This window comes from Azospirillum sp. Sh1, from assembly GCF_008365135.1.
Lineage (GTDB): Bacteria > Pseudomonadota > Alphaproteobacteria > Azospirillales > Azospirillaceae > Azospirillum > Azospirillum oryzae.
This window is the reverse complement of record NZ_VTTK01000005.1, coordinates 105,049-122,447: the sequence shown is the minus strand read 5'-3', so window position 1 is coordinate 122,447 and position 17,399 is coordinate 105,049. Positions and strand designations below refer to the sequence as shown.

At 62.8% G+C, this 17,399-nt stretch carries 17 protein-coding genes; 10 read left to right on the top strand and 7 right to left on the bottom strand.

Annotation, left to right across the window (positions count from 1 at the left end; translation table 11 throughout):
- Nucleotide 1: 1 nt before the first annotated feature.
- Nucleotides 2-667: a class I SAM-dependent methyltransferase gene (locus tag FZ029_RS07735; RefSeq protein WP_149268727.1), complete on the top strand. Its 666-nt coding sequence runs from the start codon at nt 2-4 to the stop codon at nt 665-667.
- Between the two features lie 64 nt (nt 668-731).
- Here FZ029_RS07735 and FZ029_RS07730 read toward each other — a convergent pair whose 3' ends face one another.
- Nucleotides 732-1,661, bottom strand: coding sequence for an FkbM family methyltransferase (locus FZ029_RS07730; RefSeq protein WP_188051863.1), 930 nt, complete (start codon nt 1,659-1,661; stop codon nt 732-734).
- Nucleotides 1,662-1,849: 188 nt separating this feature from the next.
- Between FZ029_RS07730 and FZ029_RS32935 the strand changes: the two genes are divergently transcribed.
- From FZ029_RS32935 to FZ029_RS07690, 9 genes are read left to right on the top strand one after another with little or no spacing between them, the layout of a single operon-like run.
- On the top strand, nt 1,850-3,472 hold the full coding sequence (locus FZ029_RS32935; protein ID WP_188051862.1) for a hypothetical protein: 1,623 nt from the start codon (nt 1,850-1,852) through the stop codon (nt 3,470-3,472).
- The gene (locus FZ029_RS07725; protein ID WP_188051861.1) at nt 3,465-4,265 is read left to right on the top strand and encodes an alpha/beta hydrolase; all 801 of its coding nucleotides are present in this window, start codon (nt 3,465-3,467) and stop codon (nt 4,263-4,265) included. The genes FZ029_RS32935 and FZ029_RS07725 overlap by 8 nt, the downstream gene beginning before the upstream one ends.
- Nucleotides 4,262-5,434, top strand: coding sequence for a hypothetical protein (locus FZ029_RS07720; RefSeq protein WP_149268724.1), 1,173 nt, complete (start codon nt 4,262-4,264; stop codon nt 5,432-5,434). The genes FZ029_RS07725 and FZ029_RS07720 overlap by 4 nt, the downstream gene beginning before the upstream one ends.
- A 6-nt stretch (nt 5,435-5,440) precedes the next feature.
- Nucleotides 5,441-6,337 carry an NAD(P)-dependent oxidoreductase gene (locus FZ029_RS07715; RefSeq protein ID WP_149268723.1) on the top strand — a complete coding sequence of 299 codons (897 nt, stop codon included), beginning with the start codon at nt 5,441-5,443 and terminating at the stop codon, nt 6,335-6,337.
- A gap of 33 nt (nt 6,338-6,370) precedes the next feature.
- Nucleotides 6,371-7,507, top strand: coding sequence for a radical SAM protein (locus FZ029_RS07710; protein WP_149268722.1), 1,137 nt, complete (start codon nt 6,371-6,373; stop codon nt 7,505-7,507).
- Nucleotides 7,508-7,518: 11 nt separating this feature from the next.
- Nucleotides 7,519-8,694 carry a class I SAM-dependent methyltransferase gene (locus FZ029_RS07705; RefSeq protein WP_188051860.1) on the top strand — a complete coding sequence of 392 codons (1,176 nt, stop codon included), beginning with the start codon at nt 7,519-7,521 and terminating at the stop codon, nt 8,692-8,694.
- A gap of 14 nt (nt 8,695-8,708) precedes the next feature.
- A complete protein-coding gene (locus FZ029_RS07700) occupies nt 8,709-9,599 on the top strand; it encodes a phytanoyl-CoA dioxygenase family protein (protein ID WP_149268720.1) in 891 nt (296 codons plus the stop codon).
- A 58-nt stretch (nt 9,600-9,657) separates the two neighbouring features.
- Complete coding sequence (locus tag FZ029_RS07695; RefSeq protein ID WP_211104115.1) at nt 9,658-11,343, top strand: hypothetical protein; 1,686 nt, start codon at nt 9,658-9,660, stop codon at nt 11,341-11,343.
- Nucleotides 11,344-11,362: 19 nt separating this feature from the next.
- Nucleotides 11,363-12,184 (top strand): hypothetical protein, encoded by an 822-nt coding sequence (locus FZ029_RS07690; RefSeq protein WP_149268718.1) that lies wholly within the window; start codon nt 11,363-11,365, stop codon nt 12,182-12,184.
- 64 nt (nt 12,185-12,248) lie between these two features.
- Here FZ029_RS07690 and FZ029_RS07685 read toward each other — a convergent pair whose 3' ends face one another.
- The 6 genes from FZ029_RS07685 to FZ029_RS07660 form a co-directional block, all read right to left on the bottom strand.
- Entirely contained in the window at nt 12,249-13,046 is a 798-nt protein-coding gene (locus FZ029_RS07685) for a TylF/MycF/NovP-related O-methyltransferase (RefSeq protein ID WP_149268717.1), read from the bottom strand.
- Nucleotides 13,033-13,494, bottom strand: coding sequence for a hypothetical protein (locus FZ029_RS07680; RefSeq protein ID WP_149268716.1), 462 nt, complete (start codon nt 13,492-13,494; stop codon nt 13,033-13,035). Before FZ029_RS07680 ends, FZ029_RS07685 begins: the two co-directional genes overlap by 14 nt.
- Complete coding sequence (locus FZ029_RS07675) at nt 13,491-14,210, bottom strand: hypothetical protein (protein WP_211104114.1); 720 nt, start codon at nt 14,208-14,210, stop codon at nt 13,491-13,493. Before FZ029_RS07675 ends, FZ029_RS07680 begins: the two co-directional genes overlap by 4 nt.
- Complete coding sequence (locus FZ029_RS07670; RefSeq protein WP_149268714.1) at nt 14,188-15,372, bottom strand: FAD-dependent oxidoreductase; 1,185 nt, start codon at nt 15,370-15,372, stop codon at nt 14,188-14,190. Before FZ029_RS07670 ends, FZ029_RS07675 begins: the two co-directional genes overlap by 23 nt.
- Nucleotides 15,373-15,421: 49 nt before the next feature.
- Nucleotides 15,422-16,537, bottom strand: a complete 1,116-nt coding sequence (locus FZ029_RS07665) for a tetratricopeptide repeat protein (RefSeq protein ID WP_188051858.1) — start codon at nt 16,535-16,537, stop codon at nt 15,422-15,424.
- A 195-nt stretch (nt 16,538-16,732) separates the two neighbouring features.
- Nucleotides 16,733-17,224 carry an RT0821/Lpp0805 family surface protein gene (locus FZ029_RS07660; protein WP_149268712.1) on the bottom strand — a complete coding sequence of 164 codons (492 nt, stop codon included), beginning with the start codon at nt 17,222-17,224 and terminating at the stop codon, nt 16,733-16,735.
- Nucleotides 17,225-17,399: the final 175 nt, after the last annotated feature.

The following is a 17,399-nucleotide window of genomic DNA, read 5'->3' as shown; positions in this document are numbered from 1 at the left end:
CATGGCGAGAATCGATTTCATCCAATCGCTGCACGCAAGCAGCCGGCGCAACTACATCCAGCGCGTCGTGGAGCATGACAAGGCGGCCTGCGCCACCGTGGCCCGGCAGTTCGGGGCCGACTATTGGGACGGCGAACGGTGCTACGGCTATGGCGGCTACCGTTATGACGGACGCTGGCGTCCGGTCGCGGAACGGCTGGCCGCCCATTACGGGCTGCGGCCGGGGCATCGCGTTCTCGACATCGGCTGCGGCAAGGGATACCTGCTCTACGAGCTGACCCAGGCGGTCCCTGGGATCGAAGTGGCGGGCATCGACATTTCCAGCTATGGCATCGACCATGCCAAGGAAGAGATCCGCCCCTTCCTTCAGGTCGGCGACTGCCGGACCCTGCCTTACCCCGATGCCAGCTTCGACTTCGTCGTCAGCCTGGGAACATTTCACAACCTGCCGCTGGAAGGCGTGTGGCAGGCTCTTCGGGAAATGCAGCGGGTGGGGCGGGGACCCGGCAAATATTTCATGGTGGAGAGTTTCAGAACGGAGGAGGAGAAGGTCAACCTGCTGTATTGGCAGCTGACCTGCCTGTCCTTCCATTCCCCGGAAAGCTGGGCCTGGATCGCCGAACAGGCCGGCTATGACGGGGATTGCGGGTTCATCTTTTTCGAATGACGTCCTTGGATGCGGAGAGGCCGGGAGCGCCGCGCCGATTCCCCGGCCATCTCCGCCGCCGAACCTACCCGGATGGCTGCTGCGTGCGGCGGAAGACGGCGTTGTAGGCGCCGGGGACGTTGGCGACATCCTGCCGGAGGCCTTCGGCGAATCCCAATTCCCGCAGGCAATCGACCGCCCAACGGGAATCCTCATCGTCGGAACACTCCATATAGACCTCTTCAGCCTTCATGAGCGTGTCGCGGGCGCCGCCCAGAACGATGCGTTCGTTGCCGTCGACATCGATCTTGATCTTGTTCGGCTGCTGAAGCCCGAACTCGCCGATCACCGCGTCGATCGGCAGGACCAGCTGCCGCGCGGTGTAGCTCTTGCCTTTGCGCGTGTCGAAAGGGGACTCCCGCCCCACGCTCTGCAGCGCATCTCCCTTGGAGAAGTCGCGGTAGTAGATGCGCTCTACGCTTTTTTCCGCACCGCAGGGAAAAGGGAAGATGATCACGGTGTCGAGCACCCCGTTCAGGAACAGGTTTTCCTGGAGAATGCTGACGTTCATGGGATCGAGTTCGCAGGCATAGACGGTGCCGGCCAGGAAAGCGGCAGGAACGGTATAGGTTCCGACGTTGGCACCGATATCCAGGAATATGTCCGACCGCGTGAAGCCGCCGATCCACTCGAGCATCAGCGGCTCTTCCGTCAGGAAAGTCTTCGCCCGCCACAGAAGGCGCCCGTGTCCGGTGCGGAAGCACAGCGGGATTTCCCGATTTCCCGTCCGCCAGACGAAACGGTATTGCGGATCGAGCTGCTGGATGAACTCGTTGGAGAAAGGCGTTGCACCGTCAAGCTTGAGCAGGCGCGACATCCAGCGGCAAGCCGTCCGGGTGATTGCAACGGCAGTGCCTGGTTTGTAGCCGAATGTATGCCCCGACATGCAATCCCCTTGTTCCATACGGTTCAGGCACGGCAGACTATCCGAACGGCCGCGCATGGGGATAGGCATCTGCCGCATCCTGTGACAATAGGGAACAGTTTTATGGATGGCGGCAAGGCTGTATACTGACGGGGAACAGCAGGACCGATGCTCTGCCTCTGCGTGCAAGTCCATCCGCCTCTCGTCCGCATCCCGGGTTTCCGTTTCCCATGCCGCATCCCCGCCCGCTCCGGCCTGCCTCTTCCCAGCAGATCGCTGTGGGTCTGGAACGGGGGCTGAAGGCTTTCGTCGAAGACCGCGGCATCCCCGTCGATACCAGACAGGCGGCCGCCTTCCTGTCCCGACCGCCATGGCAGGGGCGAATCGCCGTCACTCCCGCCGGCTGGCTGACCAGCCAACTGGCTGGCGGTCTGGCCGCCGCGGACGGAGTGCGGCTGGCCGGCATCGTCGACCGCAACCCGGCGCTGGTGGCGGACGGGCTGCCGGCCCAACTCGGCCTGCCGGTGGTGGCCCCTGGCGACTGGAAAGCCTTGGACTGTGACGGAATCGCCGTGCTTCACGCCCGGCGCCTGACGGAAATCACCGAAGCGCTGCGGGCGGCCGGGGTCCCGGACGAGCGGATCCTCCGTCCGCTTGCCGACCCGGCTTATCGGCTTGCGGTTTCGAACGGGCTGGAGCGGCCCCTTGCCGACAGAGTGGCCGTGCTGGGCGGCCGGCGTCCGGTTATCGTCCTTCAGAGTTCAACCCGGCGCATCGTGCCGGACAGCGTTCTTGCAACGCTGTCCGGGTCCGGAGATATGGTCGCGGTGGCCCTGATGGAGGAGGCGCTGGAGCCGGACGCGCCTTATCCCACCCTGTGCGCCTTCGGGGCGATCGATCTCCTGGAACGGATCGTCACACGCCTGCTGCCGCGAACGGTCTATCTGCGTACCGGCCTGGATTCCCATCTGCTCTTCCCTCTTCTCCGCCGCTGGGTGCCGGATTGCCGGATCGTCGCCGAACCGTACGATTTCTGGTCGCTGCTGGGGGGAAGCGAAGAGGATTTCGCCCGGGCCACCGTTGCCAGCCCCGACGAGCTTGCCGGCCACCGGCTTGCGGAGCAGCAGATCCTGGCCGATGCCGATCTCGTGGTCGGCAAAAGGACCGGGCCGGGGTGGGCTGCCTTCATCGCACCCTTCGGACGCCCTTCCGTATCCTACCACGCCGGCATCTCCGAGACCGTATTGCCTGGAGAGCCGGACGGGCCGTCCCTTCCGCCTGCCGCCGGCACGCGCATCCGCATCGCCGACACCACGGTGCTCGAACCTCCCAGCATCCAGACCGCGAATGCGGCGACTGGCGACGGCTACGACAATCTTGGGGAATTCCGCCGGCTGTCCGGCCGCTATCCAGTGGAATTCGGCGTCTTCAACCTGCTCCACCGCGGTCCGCAGGACGATGTGGTCTTCCGGCGCTATCTGGCCGACTATTCCGCGGCACCGATCACCTATCACCGCCGCGTGCCATTGGAGGAGCTGCCCCTTGCCCTCGCCTCCTACGATTATGGCTGGCTCAACTTCGGCCGGCAGATCGAGGCCCCCGATCTGGACATGGTCCTTCCCAACCGCTTCTGCGGCTATATCGGGGCCGGGCTTCCGGTGATCGTCTCCGACCGTCTGGGCCGGGTGGCCGCACTGGTGGAGGAGTATGGAGCCGGTCTGGTCGTGCCTGCGGGCATGGGGGAAGATCTTCCGGTCTCCGGCCTGGATCCGCAGCGCCATCGCCGCGGCGCACTGGCGTTGCGGCAGGTTCTTCTGGCGGCCAATCGCCGGGCACTGTCGGAGATCGCCGTCCTGTTCGCCGTTCCGGCCGGCGCGGCAAAGGAGAACGGGAATGGCTGACACGGCACTGCGGGCCATCGCTTACGGCGACCACCCTCGCCTGCTCCTGGACGTGCATCGCCCCGAAGGCGCGGGAAAGGCTCCGGTCGTCGTATTCTTCCACGGCGGCGGCTGGCGCAGCTGCGCCCGCGACGATGTCTTCCATGGCCCGATCGGCCCCACCCTGGCCCGCGCCGGCCTGCTGGTCGTCCTTCCCGATTACCGTCTGTATCCCGATGCCTGCTTCCCGGCCTTCATCGACGATGCGGCCCGTGCCGTCGCCTGGGCCAGGGCCAACGCCGAAACCTTCGGCGGCGACCCCCGCCGCCTGGTTCTCGCCGGATATTCCGCCGGCGCCCACATCGCGACCCTGCTCGCCTACGCACCTTGCCATCTGGAAAGCTGCGGCCTTGCCCGTGGAGTTGTTTCGGGCGTGGCCGGCCTGTCCGGCTATTACGACTTCACGGCCGACGACGATCCATTCGTCTCGCGCGTTTTCCCGCCGGATCTGCTGGCGCATGCGGCGCAACCGGCCCGCCACGCCGATGCCGGGGCGCCGCCCAGCCTGCTGGTGCACGGGTTGAAGGACGGCATCGTCCGGCCGGAACAGACGGACCGGCTGGAGGCTGCGCTTCTTGCGGCCGGTGCGCCGGTACGGACGATGCGCTTACCCGACGACGATCATCACAGCTATCTGCAAAGCATGCACACCGCGCCCGAGCGAACGGGCGTTCTGGCTGCCTTGGCCGAACTGGCCAGGACCGGCGCCCTGCCGTCGTCCGTTCCGGACCTTTCCAAAGGAACCTGTCAATGATCGATCCGGATGCTTACCGCGTTGCCGAAGCCAACGCGGTACGGACCTTGTCCAACCGCGTGGTCCAGGTCTATGCCCCGGTCGTGTTCCGTAACACCGGTTATCCCACCGGCATCGAACGGCCGGCCGAACTGGTCAAATTCGTCGATGTGATGCAGGAGACCCGCTTCACCTATACGGTGGATTACATGCTGTTCGGCGGCCTCACCGACGCCGAACTGGACCTGGCCAAGGAGATCTGCCGCATCACCGCGGCCACCCTGCGCCGTCTCGGCGCCACGCCGATCATCCCGTGGAACGCTCTCGTCCGGGCATTGCTCAATTACCGTCACCTGACCTTCGTCGTTCCGGCCGGTGCCCGCGTGCTCGAACTGGGTCCGGGAAGCGGATACCTCGGGCTGATGCTGGCGCTCAACGGAATGAAGTATGCCTCGGTCGACGTGACCGAAGGCTTCTACCTGTGGCAGCAGGCCCTGCATCGGGAGGCCTTGGGCGACCGCTTTGTCGATCTGGCCCTCGATGGAGCGCCTGCTCTCTCCAATACTTTGTGGAACGACTGCGATTCGATCCACCTGCCCTGGTGGAAGTATCATACCGATTTCCCGGATCGGGATGCGCTTCGCTTCGATGCGGTCACCTGCAACCACATGCTGGCGGAGATGAATCCCGCCTCCCTGCATTACATATTCGAATATGCGAAGCCGTCGCGCCGCGAAAATCCGGAGGCCCCTGTCTTCGCTTTCGAAAGCTTCGGATATGACCTGGTGAACGTGCCGCAGTGGTACGTGAACAGCCGATTTTATCAGTACGGCTATGGCCTGTGCCATCACGACTCCCTGGTGACGGTGTATGCTCCGCAGGATGCCGCATCGGGAGCGAACGCCTCCGCCTATCCCGTGGTCGACCTGAACAACCGGCTCGACGTGCCGCAGATCAGGGAGATGGCCAAGCAGGGATTGGCCGAAATGTGGGCGCCCCGCAGCACGCGCAGCCCGGAAAATCCGCTGTCCCGTCAGGTCGTGGAACGGCGCGAACAGCATAAGGCGCTGCTGCGCCATGATCGTGCCGCGATCGTGCAAGCCCTGTCCGCACTGCTGCCCGATGCCGCCCCACCGGGCGAGGCACCGGACGAACGGGCATTGCGTGTCTTCGGTCTCGGTTCGGTGTGAGCGGCCTTGGCACGGATCGCCGTCACCGGGGCTGCCGGCTTCATCGGCCGTCATCTGTGCGTCGCTCTGTCGGAGGCCGGACACGAGGTGACCGGCTTCGTCCGCCGGCCCGGCGACGGTGACGGCGGGACCGGCGACATTCCTCTGGCTGTGCTCGATCCTGATCCGCAGACGCTTGCGCGGCATTTGGCCGGCGTGACGCTGGTGATCCACGCCGCTGCGGTCTCGCCCGGCCCTGGGCGGCGGGTGGAGGATTTTGCACGGAACAACATCCTGGCCACGGCCGGGCTTGTCCATGCCGCCCGGCTGGCGGCGGTGCCGCGGGTGATCCAGCTTTCCGCCATCAGCGTCTATGGCCGCCCCACCGTTCCCATGCTGGAGGAAACCACGGTCCCGGTCGATCCGGATGGCTACGGCCTCAGCAAGCGTATGGCGGAACTGGTTCTGGCCCAGGCCGTGGACCAGGGCGAACTCGATGGCGCCCTGGTCCTGAGACTGCCCGGTGTCGTCGGTCCAGGCATGAACCGGCCATGGCTGGGAGAACTGGCTCGAGGTCTGAAAGCCGGTCGCGAGGTCACCATCTACAACCCGGGCGCCCTCTTCAACAACGCGCTGCACATCGTCGGCCTGTGCGGCTTCGTGACCGAACTGGCTGGCGGCGGGTGGCCGGCCGGGTTCGACTGCGTCAATCTGGCGGCCGGGCGACCACTGCCCGTGGCGGGGGTCGTGGAGGTGCTGCGAACCCGACTGTCATCGACTTCGCCGGTAAAAATCTTATCGCCTTGTATGCCATCGTGGATAATTTCGACCAGACGCGCCGAGGAGCTTTACAGATTCAAACCGGAAGACATGATGAAATTGCTTCATAAGCTTGGCAATGATATCCTGGCTTCCACCGAATAGTTGCAAAACACTATGGTTAATTAAAGATGGCCAATGAGTAATCCGGTTCTGAACGAGGCAATGCGGCTGTTGCCGCTGCCGGAACCCTCGGCCGGCATAGACGCCTATGTGGCCGAGCGGGAGCGTGCCCTGACGCTCGACCCGCGCAAGCGGGCCAATTACGAGCGCTATCTCCGGTCGAGCCGGCGGGATCCGAACCCCGATTATCTGCCGGTCAAGCTGGACATCGAGAATGTCAGCCGCTGCAATTTCCGCTGCACCATGTGCGTTGTCAGCGACTGGCCGAAGGGGCGGCGGGCGGGTGATCTTTCGCTGGCCGATTTCCAGGCGCTGATCGACGAGCAGTACGGGCTCGTGGAGATCAAGCTCCAGGGAATCGGCGAACCGTCGATGCAGGGCGATCCCTATTTCGCCATGATCCGGTACGCGCGCGCGCGGCACATCTGGGTGCGGACCACCACCAACGCTTCCCTGCTGCATCTGAACGACAACCACCGGAAGTTGATCGACAGCGACGCCAATGAAATCCAGATCTCCATCGACGGCGCCACGGCCGAGACCTTCGAGGCGATCCGGCGGGGATCCTCTTTCCGCCACGTGACGGCCAACTGCCGCGCCCTGCATGACTATGCCGCCGAGAAGGGCGTCTGCCGGACCAAGATGTGGACCGTCGTGCAGGAGGGAAACCTGCACGAGCTTGAGGCTCTGGTGCGGCTGGGCGCCGATCTGGGATTCCGCCACCAGTGTTTTTCGCTGGAGTTGGGCGGATGGGGCAATGAGCTTTGGGAGGAGCGCAACCGCCGGGTCGACGTCGCCGACCGCGTGACGGTCGAGCGGTTGCATGGGCTGATCGATCTGGGCCGTGAAAACGGGATCGATGTCCGTTTCTGGCACGTGGTGGAAAAATACTCGACCGAAAGCCCGAAAAGCCTGTGCCCCTGGCCATTCGAACGTGCCGTGGTCAGTTCGGATCGCCAGGTGGTTCCCTGCTGCACCATCGGAGATCCAGGCGTTTCCCGCATCGACGGGCTTGAGGCCCGGAGCCTGACGGATGTCTGGTTCGGGACCGCTTACCAGGACTTCCGGCGCGCTCATCTGGAGCGGCGCATTCCGCAGGAGTGCCGTTCCTGTTACCGAGCCGCCGACATGACCCCGGAGACAGAGGCATGACCTCTCCCATCGTGACCGGCCAACCGGCGACAGCCGAGGCCGACCGGCCATATCTCGGCTATTACACCGCCCATGGGATCTCTCCTGTGCGGCAGGACATCGCCCACGACATGGCGTCCCATTTCCGCCGGCGACGGGCGCTCTACCACAGCCTCGGCGTACCGCCCGGCCTTCTGGCGGGCAAAGCCGTCATAGAGTTCGGCCCCGGTTCGGGGCACAACGCCCTCTACACGGCCAGCCTGTCGCCGGGACGCTACACGCTCGTCGATGGCAACCCGACCGGCATTGCGGAAACCCAGGACCGTCTGAAAACCCGGTTCGGCGACCAGCCGGCGGTGGAAATCGTTCACTCCCTGATCGAGAGTTTCGACACCAGCCGCCGCTATGATCTTGTCTTGTGCGAAGGGGTCATTCCCTTCCAGCGGGACCCGGCCGCCTTCACCCGGCACATCGCCGGCTTCGCCGGACCGGATGGGATCGTCGTCGTGACCTGCATCGATTCCATCTCGGGCCTGGGAGAGTTCAGCCGGCGGCTGGTCGCCGACCGGATCGTCCCATTCGCCAGGCCCGCTGCGGAGCGGATGGCGGCATTGCTTCCCGTCTTCACGCCGCATCTTGAAAGCCTGGCCGGGCGGACCCGCCCCGTGGAGGACTGGATCCACGACAACATCCTGATCCCCTACCATGGCCGCCTGTTCTCCATAGCCGACGCGATCGGCTGCCTGGCGGACGGGTTCGACCTGTATGGCAGTTCACCGCGCTTCATCACGGACTGGCGCTGGTACAAGACCTGCGACGATATGGACCCCGGACACAATGCTGCCGGACTTCGGTCTTACCACTCCAACGTGGTAGCGTTTTCGGATTATTGCTTGGCTGCTCCCGCCCATGACGAAGAAACCGGACGTCTGCTTCTCCACCATGCCGACCGGGTTTTCAACTTGATGGTCGACCATGAAACCGGAGGCCGACAGAAGGCGCTGCCGGAAGCGGCGGAGGCGTTGCAGATGGTCGCCAGCCTGCTGCGTCCGCACGCGACTGCGGCAGCTGATGCCCTTGATGCCGCCGCCGCCTTCGTTTTGGCTCCTGGACAGCATGATCTCGATCGTCTGGCACCGCTGATCGGATATTTCGGTCGCGGCCAGCAATATCTCAGCTTCATCCGGCGATCCCTGACATCAGCCTAGGTGACGACACGCAAATGGAACACACGATGCCAGACTATGATAGCTTGCTTTCCTTGGATGCCCAGGGCCAGCCCTGGTCGATACTGGTCAGGCGGGTGTTCCATCGCCTTCGCGTTTACGGGTGCGTCGTTCTGCGCAATGCGCTTCCCCGCGGGCTGCTGGAGACCGTGCGTGCGGCCGGCGTTCCCGAGGCGCGCCGGCTGTCGAGCCTGACCCGGCAGACCGAGCATCTGGAAAACGCGCGGGCCGATTGGGTCGGCGACCTGCGTTTCAAATCGATGGTGACACCCCAGGGATCACCGGATCTGCGCCACTACGTGATCTATCAAATCTTCATGCCCAGCCTGATGCCGGTCATCGCAGGGGCCTATTTCAAGCAGTTCCGCGTCAGTGCGCTGACCCTGCCCCATGTCACCTGCCACATGCGCTATCAATCGCCGCAGGTGGGCTCGATGGTTACAGGCATGCATCAGGACGGCAACTTCACCGGAAGCATGGACATCGGGCGATCCGTCCAGTTCTGGGTGCCGCTCGATCCATGCGGCGAGGATGCGCCGGGCATGGAGTTCGTCCCGGTCGGCCTCAGCGGCATCCTCCCCCATGGCGACACCATCAATGTCAGCCCATCGGTCCTTTCGATGTTCAGCCCCGAGGCCCGCTTCCGCCCCGTCTTCTCCCCCGGCGACGTTATGGTCTTCAATTCGGAGACCCTGCACGGGACCTGGAGCCGGCCGGAAATGACCAAGGAGCGGTTCAACCTCGAATTTCGTGTGTTCGGCGCCGGAAATGTCGACGCCCCCCTTTTGAACGAAGGGGAGACGCGATTTTTCGCCCCTCAGATTCCGGCTCCCACCGAGCCCGTCATCCGGAACTACATCCTTGACGAGCCTCTTGAGCCCGTGTGAAAGCAGCACGCCACCCGGTCCGCTCCAGGCCGGGTAGCAGCTTGGCGGAGACGGAAGGGTGACGATGCGCCGTGATAGCGGTTCAGTGCGTGGCGACGATACCTTCCTTCCTCCTCCGGATCTGGATGCGACGGTGGACCGCGTGCTCGACGGCCATGCCGTTCCCAAAAGCTTGCGGTTCGCCATCGATTTCCTGCGGCAGGCACCCCTGAAGGGTGGTCTCTGGGTCTATCCCGGGGGAACGCACACACGCGATCTGCTGCCGGCTTTGCTGGCGAGGACGGACATCCGGTTCCGCGGACTGGTGGATCGGGACGGCGCCGATGCCTGCGCCAGCTTCGGATTGCCGGTGACGTCACCGGAACGGATTGCAGCCCGGCTTGGGGATGACGATCAGGTCCTGATTTCCCACCTCCACTACGAGGCGGATCTGATCGGCGTGTTGCAAAGTGCCGGCGTTCCGGCAGAGCGCATTCTCCCCTTGTACACCGGTGCCGATTACAGCGCTTATTGCCGCGACCGGGTCCGTCCGGAGGTGCTGCTTGCGCAAGCGCTCCCAACGGGAAATCTCCGGCAGGTCCGGCATGTCATCCTGCGCAGTTCGACCACGCAGGTTCTGTCGGACCAGGTTCTTGCCGGTGTCTTTCCGCCGGACCGGACACTGCTCATCGGTTCGGCCTTGCAAGGGACGCCGATACGCAGCGACATCTTCCCGACACTTGATCTGCAGGGCCAGCTGACCGTCATCCCCGAGATCCTGGCGGCGGTGCGTCCGAAAACCCTTTATGTACAGTCGACCTTCGATGGCTTCTTCCAATATATCCTGATCCGGCGTGCCGGCTTGCCGCTGGACCTGATTTTCGAGTTCTGGGACAGCTGGCTGATCGGGCTGGATTACCTGTCCCTTTCCGAGCTGATCGAATATTTCGGCATGTCCGAAGAGTTCATCCGTCTTGGGCACAGCGCCGAATCCCTGTTGCTTCAGCAGGCCGCGCTGATCGTCAGCAAGCGTGGGGGCGCATGGCCTGAGGTGCTGCGGCAGCCCCATGCACCGGTGATGGAGTATTTCGTCGGGATCGAGGAGAGCGCTCCGCCAGCCGGGGTGGAGATGGCCGCTGCAGGCCCCGGAATGCCCAAGCGGGTCGCCTTCGCTTCATCCATGGTGGTGCCGGGACGGCTGGACCGTTTCCCCGGTTTGCGGATCAATCACGAACATCTGCCGCTGCTTGCCGCCCTGTCGCGTTCAGGAGCCGCCCGGATCACGCTGTTCAACGGCAGCGATACAGGGCAGCCGGGTTCACCTTTTTCCGGCTTCGCCGCCGACGTGGAGGCGGCGGGAATCGCCTATCATCCACGCTGCCCTCTGGAGGCGTTGCGCCGGACCCTGGCCGGCTTCGACTATGGGTGGGTTCGCGCTGCCGGAAACATCCGTACCCGCGACCACGACGTGGTCATTCCAGCCACCTTCAGCAGCTACGCATCAGCGGGGCTTCCAGTCGTCATCCATGACTGCCTGATCCATGCGGCCGAGTTGGTTCGGCGCTTCGATGCCGGCATCGTGGTGTCCGGCTCCCCATCACCCGATGAGATCGCCGCCCTGCTCCGCTCCGCCGATGCGCGCCGCCATCGCGAAGGGGCGGGGCGGATGCTGGACTGGATGCGGGCCCACAACCATGCCACGGCAGATGTCCTACGTATCCGCTTCGGTCAGGATACCGGCAACAGCTTTGGGCAACAAGAATAGCAAAGTGAAGGATTGAACCATGGCGATAAGTGCCTTGATGCTCCATTGGTTTGCCCGATTGAAACGCAAGGGTGTTTGGCCAGCCGGCGGATCAATGCTTGAGCTTGGACCTCAGGACATCCTCACCACGGAACCGGTCCTTCAATCCGTCCTGAACGATTTGTTCGGGGATGAGAAAGGACGGGAGGCCAAGGAAAGCATTATCCAAGACGGAACTTTCCTACCAAATGCGCAAGTCGCCCTCTATAAATCTTTGGGCGCATCCAGCTATGTAAGCCTGGATTTCCTCGATTCCCGCAGCCGTTACCGAATGAATTTGAATGATCCTGTGGATATTGCCGAACGCTTTGATATCTTGACGAATTTCGGCACTTCTGAACACATATTCAATATTGGGATGTCGTTCCGAAATGCTGATTTCCTGACAAAACAGAACGGCATTATTCTTTTTATTCTGCCAACTTTCGGCCATATCAATCATGGATTTTACAACATACATCCGACACTATATTTTGATTTTGCCAAAATGAATGAATACAGTATCGAGGATATTCTTTATATTGACAACTTCGGTGTGCGCTGCCGTCTGGCCGAGCGGGAACCGTCACAGCCCATCGATTTCGATCACTTGCCGATCAAATTGTCTGCAAGCGTGGCTGCACCGATGCTGGAGCGCCAAGTGGCGGAGCGGTACATTCATAACGCCACGGCACCGGAAACACGCGCTTATTCGGACGAGTTTCCCATGTTGTGCTTCGACTATGTCTTTGCGGCCTTGCGACGCGATCGTGCCGAAGGAATCCCCTTCGCTCCCCCTATCCAGGGGCTCTACCGGGGCTGATCCTTTTCAGGAACACTCCATGCAAGAAAGGGGGCGGACGCCGACGGGGCGTCCGCCCTGCTTCCTACAGACGGATCACGCCGATGTTGGGAACGATCGGCGAGCGTTCGATGGTCAGGCCGGAAACTCCGATCGCATCGAGCACGGCAGCGGTTTCCCCCGGCCAATCTTCGTAACACAGCTCGTCGATGCAGATGACCGAACCCTTCGGCATCCGCGGAAGGCAGGCCTTGATGCACGCGAGGGTAGGCTCGTACAAGTCAAGGTCAAGATAGAGCATGGAAATCAGGATGCTGCGATCGGCAGCCAGCACCTCCGGCACGGTCTTGGTGACGTCGCCCTTGACCAGTCGCATGCGCGGAAGCTGCGGGATCTTCCTCGTCCGGTCCAGCAGGGGAAATAGTTCGAAAATATGCTTTTCCGCCTCGGCGGCACTGTAGGTTCCGGCTTGGTAAAGCTCCGGATAGCGCGGGTCCGCCGGCCGATCCTGGTCGGTTACCGCCGGAAAGCCTGAGAAAGTATCGAATCCATAAACCCGGCGACCGTAGTTCACCGGTTCATAGATCTCGCCCAAATGCAGCCAGGTCGCCAAGCTTCCGCCATACAGCACGCCACATTCGAAAATGACGCCCGGTATTTTCAAGATGGACTGGTAAATCTCGGCCTTATAAAGAAACCGGGCAAGATCCCTGTGGCGAACCCAGTTGGGAAAATTCTCCAGCTTGGCCCGTGTGTTCAGCGGAAAGCTGTCGAAATTGCGGGCGATGCCCTCCAGGGCTTCGACCTCGTCGTTGCGCAGGCGTACCGGCTGGAACAGTTCATTGACCGGGCTATCGGCGGCCTGATCGTCAGGCAGTGACATTCGTTTCTCCGCGCGGCAGAGGGGCCAGCGTTCTGGCCTCTTCGGGATTGAGGATCGGAAGGGTGCGGATGTGATCCAAACCGTTCAGAAAGTCGCGCAACGCAGCCGGTATGTCCTTTTGGCCCGGCTCCAGATGGAAGCGCTCGCCTTCCAAAGCGAAGATCAGCTCACAACCAGAAAGTGCCGTCAAAAGCTCCGCACGGGCTTGCGGCTCGATCGGCAGCTGGTACCCGGTTGCAAAGATGACGTTGACCGCTTCGGCTCCGGAATTGGCGGTAACTGCCTGGACCAGTTGCGGATACTGACGGGTCACGACGAATTCGCTGACGATCATGTCGATGATCAGGCCGTTCTGCCCGGCCCAACTTTGAATCAAGGCTGTCTGGGCCCGTTGCGGCAGGCGCCACGGCCCCAGATCGACGCTGCTGACGACACCGATGGTGCTCATGACCGGACCAATCCGTAAAGTTCGGCCCCCTTCTCGAACAGCGGGGCCTTGGCAGCCTGGACACGGGTATCCAGGCTCAGGCGAGGCAGCGAACCGCTGCAGGGAAGGGCTCCGTGAATCAGGTAGCAGGAGAAGAAGATCGCCTCGCCGAAGCGCAGGCGCAACGGCGCCGGGGCCGGGCGGTCGAGTGCCGCGCGCAACGGCTTGTCGAAGCCGTAGTCGGCCAGGATATCCTCGCTCTCGGCACGATCGAAGACGAACAGCCCATCGTCATTGTCCACATCGTGCAGGGGGATCCACATCGTGTAGGCATAAGGCGAATGGCCGTAGAACACGTCTGAATGGGGTTCCGTAGCGGTGTGCGCCAGTCCCGGAACATTGGCCCGCAGGTAGGGACGGCGCTGGTACAGCACCTGGTCCCCGCACAGGCTGCGGATCATTCCCCGGAACGGCTCCAGCAACGAAAGCCCGTCCTCGGCAAGCGCGTTGTTGACTTCGCGGAGCAGGCGATTCAGTTCGCTGGGCGAAAATCCGCTGACCATGCCGCGGAGATCGTCACCCGCCCGGGAGCCGGCGATCCCGGCGGCAATGCGCTTCACATCGTCGGCCACGCGAGCCAGCAGGTCCGGCGCATCGCAAGGGACGATCGCCCATCCCCGCTCCTCCAGCTCCGTCAGCGCCGTGGCGATGGCGTCAGGCCGTGGCATCGAGGTCAACCTTGTAGCGCTCGGTGGCATAGCATGTGGGTACAGGGCCATCCTGCCCTCCTTCCTGAACCATTCTGGCCAGATTCAAGGCCTGCTCCAGACAGTCGTCGATATCGACGGCATAGAGGTAGCTCCCAGCCCTGCCCATGGAGAATACCCCTTCCGGCATCATGGAGAAATAGCGTTTGGCTTTGGCCGCCTCGCTTTTGAATGGAAGCGGATAATACCGTCCGTTTGCTGAAGGAATCTCCATACCGATCAGAGTCGAGGATGATTGGTAACGTGTCAGCTTCTTGTATTCGACCAAGCGCGTGAAGCGCTCATCATTGGCATAGTAAACAAAGTAAGTATTTTCTGGAAAACAATGCTCAATTGGAAGGACAATCTTATGAAAATCTCTCCCGATATAACCCAAAGCTCCATGAGCCTCGTCAAGAACAAGGTCCGGAGATATGGTATTGACGATCAGATCATACTGCTGCCACTCCCCACCCAACATCACGCGGCGGTTGGGAAGATCGAAGCGTTCGATACGGGTATTGAGAAGAACCTTCGCTTCGGCAGTGGCGATATCGAAATAGGCGTTGTAACCATCGAGGGCGATCGGATAAGCCGACAATGCTGTTCCCCAGGCCGCCTTCGGTCCGTCGGCGAGCGTCGCTCCCTTGGGTGACCAGGAGAAATAATCGATCGACCGGTTGTCGTCGACCATCCACATCTTCTCGCTGTATGTCTTGATGAATTTTTCATACAGCGTGCGGCCCACTGACGAGACCCAGTATTCCTCAAAATTGCGGGCATGCTCCACGCCAGTCAGGCGGGTCATTTCCGTTTCGATGCTGTCCCGGTCGGGCATCAGGGCGATATCGGCCCGATGGATCGGGTAGCTGTAGAAGGCGGCGTCACGCTCGACATAGGTGACGAACTCATGCTCCTGGCAGCGTCGCAGGGGAACGATGGAATCCAGGTAGGCGTAGACCTCTTCATTCTGGGTCAGGAAATGCCGGGGGCCGAACGTGTAGGGATGCCCCCCGTAAAAATGGGTGCGGACTCCGGCACCCAGGCGGTCGCTGTGCTCCACTAGGGTGACGTCCCATCCCCCCAGGCGAGCGAACTGATGGGCGGCCGCACATCCGGCAAACCCGCCGCCGATGATCAGGGTCTTTTTCATAGGCTCAATTCTGTCTGTTCGAGGTGAAGCCCGATGGTGATCGGGCGGATCACCTTCCGGTGGCTTGGCGGAGGGAAATGCCGGCTTGGGAGGCAAGCGGAAGAATAGTCGGGATCATCCACATGCCGAGGTCGAGCATGGTGCTTGCAAGATAAGAAGGACAATCCTTCAGTCGCGCCACGGTCGCCAACGCCGCCTCCCGCTGCCCCAGCAGCGCCTGGGCATGCCCCAAGACGATCAGGGCGAAGGGATGGTCGGGGCTGACGCGCAGGGCGTTTTGAGCCGTCTGAACGGCCTGCTCCCGCCGTTCCTGGCGCTCGAGAACGAGAGCCAGGAAAATCCTGGAGCGGAAATCGTCCGGATCGACGGCCTGAGCCTGGGCGATGGCAGCCGAGGCGGCGTCCATGTCCCCCATGGCGAGATGGGAAGCGGCGCTGTGCGCATGCGCGCCGGCATGGAACTGGAGACGGTCGGCCAAGGCATCCGGGGTGCAGCGCAAAGTGGCGTCGAAGCGTGCCAGAGCGTCCGCAAAGCGACCGGCGCAATGACAGGCCATGCCGGCGAACAGCAGGGCGCTATGATTGGATTGGGTTGCCGCGCACAGATCATCCAAATGCCGGATGGCATCCTCGTAGCGTCCAAGCAGCAAGGCATTCATGCCGGCAACTTCCAGCGCCTTGGGCTCTGCGCCATTCAAGGCGACGATGGCTTCCGCCGACTCCAGAAGATCCTCCGGCGGTGCACCGGCTTGAAGCTGATACCCCATGATCTGCTGCCAGCAATAGACGGCATCTCCCGAAGCGTTTCCCGTGATGCCTGCCGTTGCCAGCAGGCTGCGGGCATCGGCGAATTCCTTTCTTTCCAAGTGGCGCTTCACCTGGAACAGAACGTAAGCCACGGGAAAATCGGGGAAGCTCGTCCTGCCCTGGCTGTCCAGGGATTTGGCCTCCGCCGCCCCCCCCTCGGCATGCAGGTGGTCTATCAGGAAGCTGCGTGCGTCATGCAAGGCCGGATAAAGTTCAAGGGCGGCCCGGACCTTCTGTAGACCGACGTCCTTATTCCCCTCGGCGATCAAGGCACGACCCATTTCATACAAGTAATTTGCGCGCGTGCTGTTGGCGATGTTCTGGCGCCAACGGTCGATTGCAGCCGGTGTCAGGTCCATGAAAGCCCCATGTTCAGCCATCCGAACCCGCTGGAAGCGGGTTACGGTGAGCAATGCATTGCTGCGTCACGGGCACTGCTGCACCGTATGTCCAGCAAAACCAGTATCCGGCTTGCCTGTTGTTCGATGCAAGGTGGATGTTGTCGCTCCACGGAGGGCTTCACTGTTCGCCCGTGCCCTTCCGCGGCAACCCCCTCACCCCACGATCTTCCACGACCCGTCGGGCTGGCGGCAGGCGGTGCCGAAGGCCTGTTCGGTGCGGCCGCCGACGACGATGGTCTGCTGGAACTCGCGGCAATAGGCGCCGGAGCCGTCATAGCCGTCCTTGACCGGCACGATGACGCCCTGGTTGCCGGACTGCGGGTTGTTCCAGGTGATCCGCTGGCCGATGGGGGCGCTGTAGGCCTGGGTCGCGGCACGGTCGGCATAGGCCTGGTCGGCACGGTCGAGCGAAGCGCCGAGTTCCCGCCCGGCGAAGGCGCCCAGCAGCGTGCCGATGCCGACCGCCACCAGCTTGCCCGAGCCGCCGCCGAAGCGCGAGCCGATCAGGCCGCCGGCGATGGCGCCGCCGACGGTGCCGAACCCCTCCTTGTTGCCCATCGACCCGGTCTGGCAGCCGGCCAGCGTGGTGGACAGCGCAAGCACCATGACGGCGGCGATACGGGGGCAGCGGGACTGGGCACGCATCGGAGGGCTCTCTTCGTTCCGAGGGTTGTTGTTCCCGGTTATAGCGCAAGCGGTGCCGTTTGTGCAGCCGTCCTCATGCAAACGGCCGGGCCGCCGCGGCGCACGGCGCGTGCGGCCCCGGGCATTGCCGCTACCGGTGCGTGCCGACATGGTGTAAGCCTTTCGGCCGGCCCGT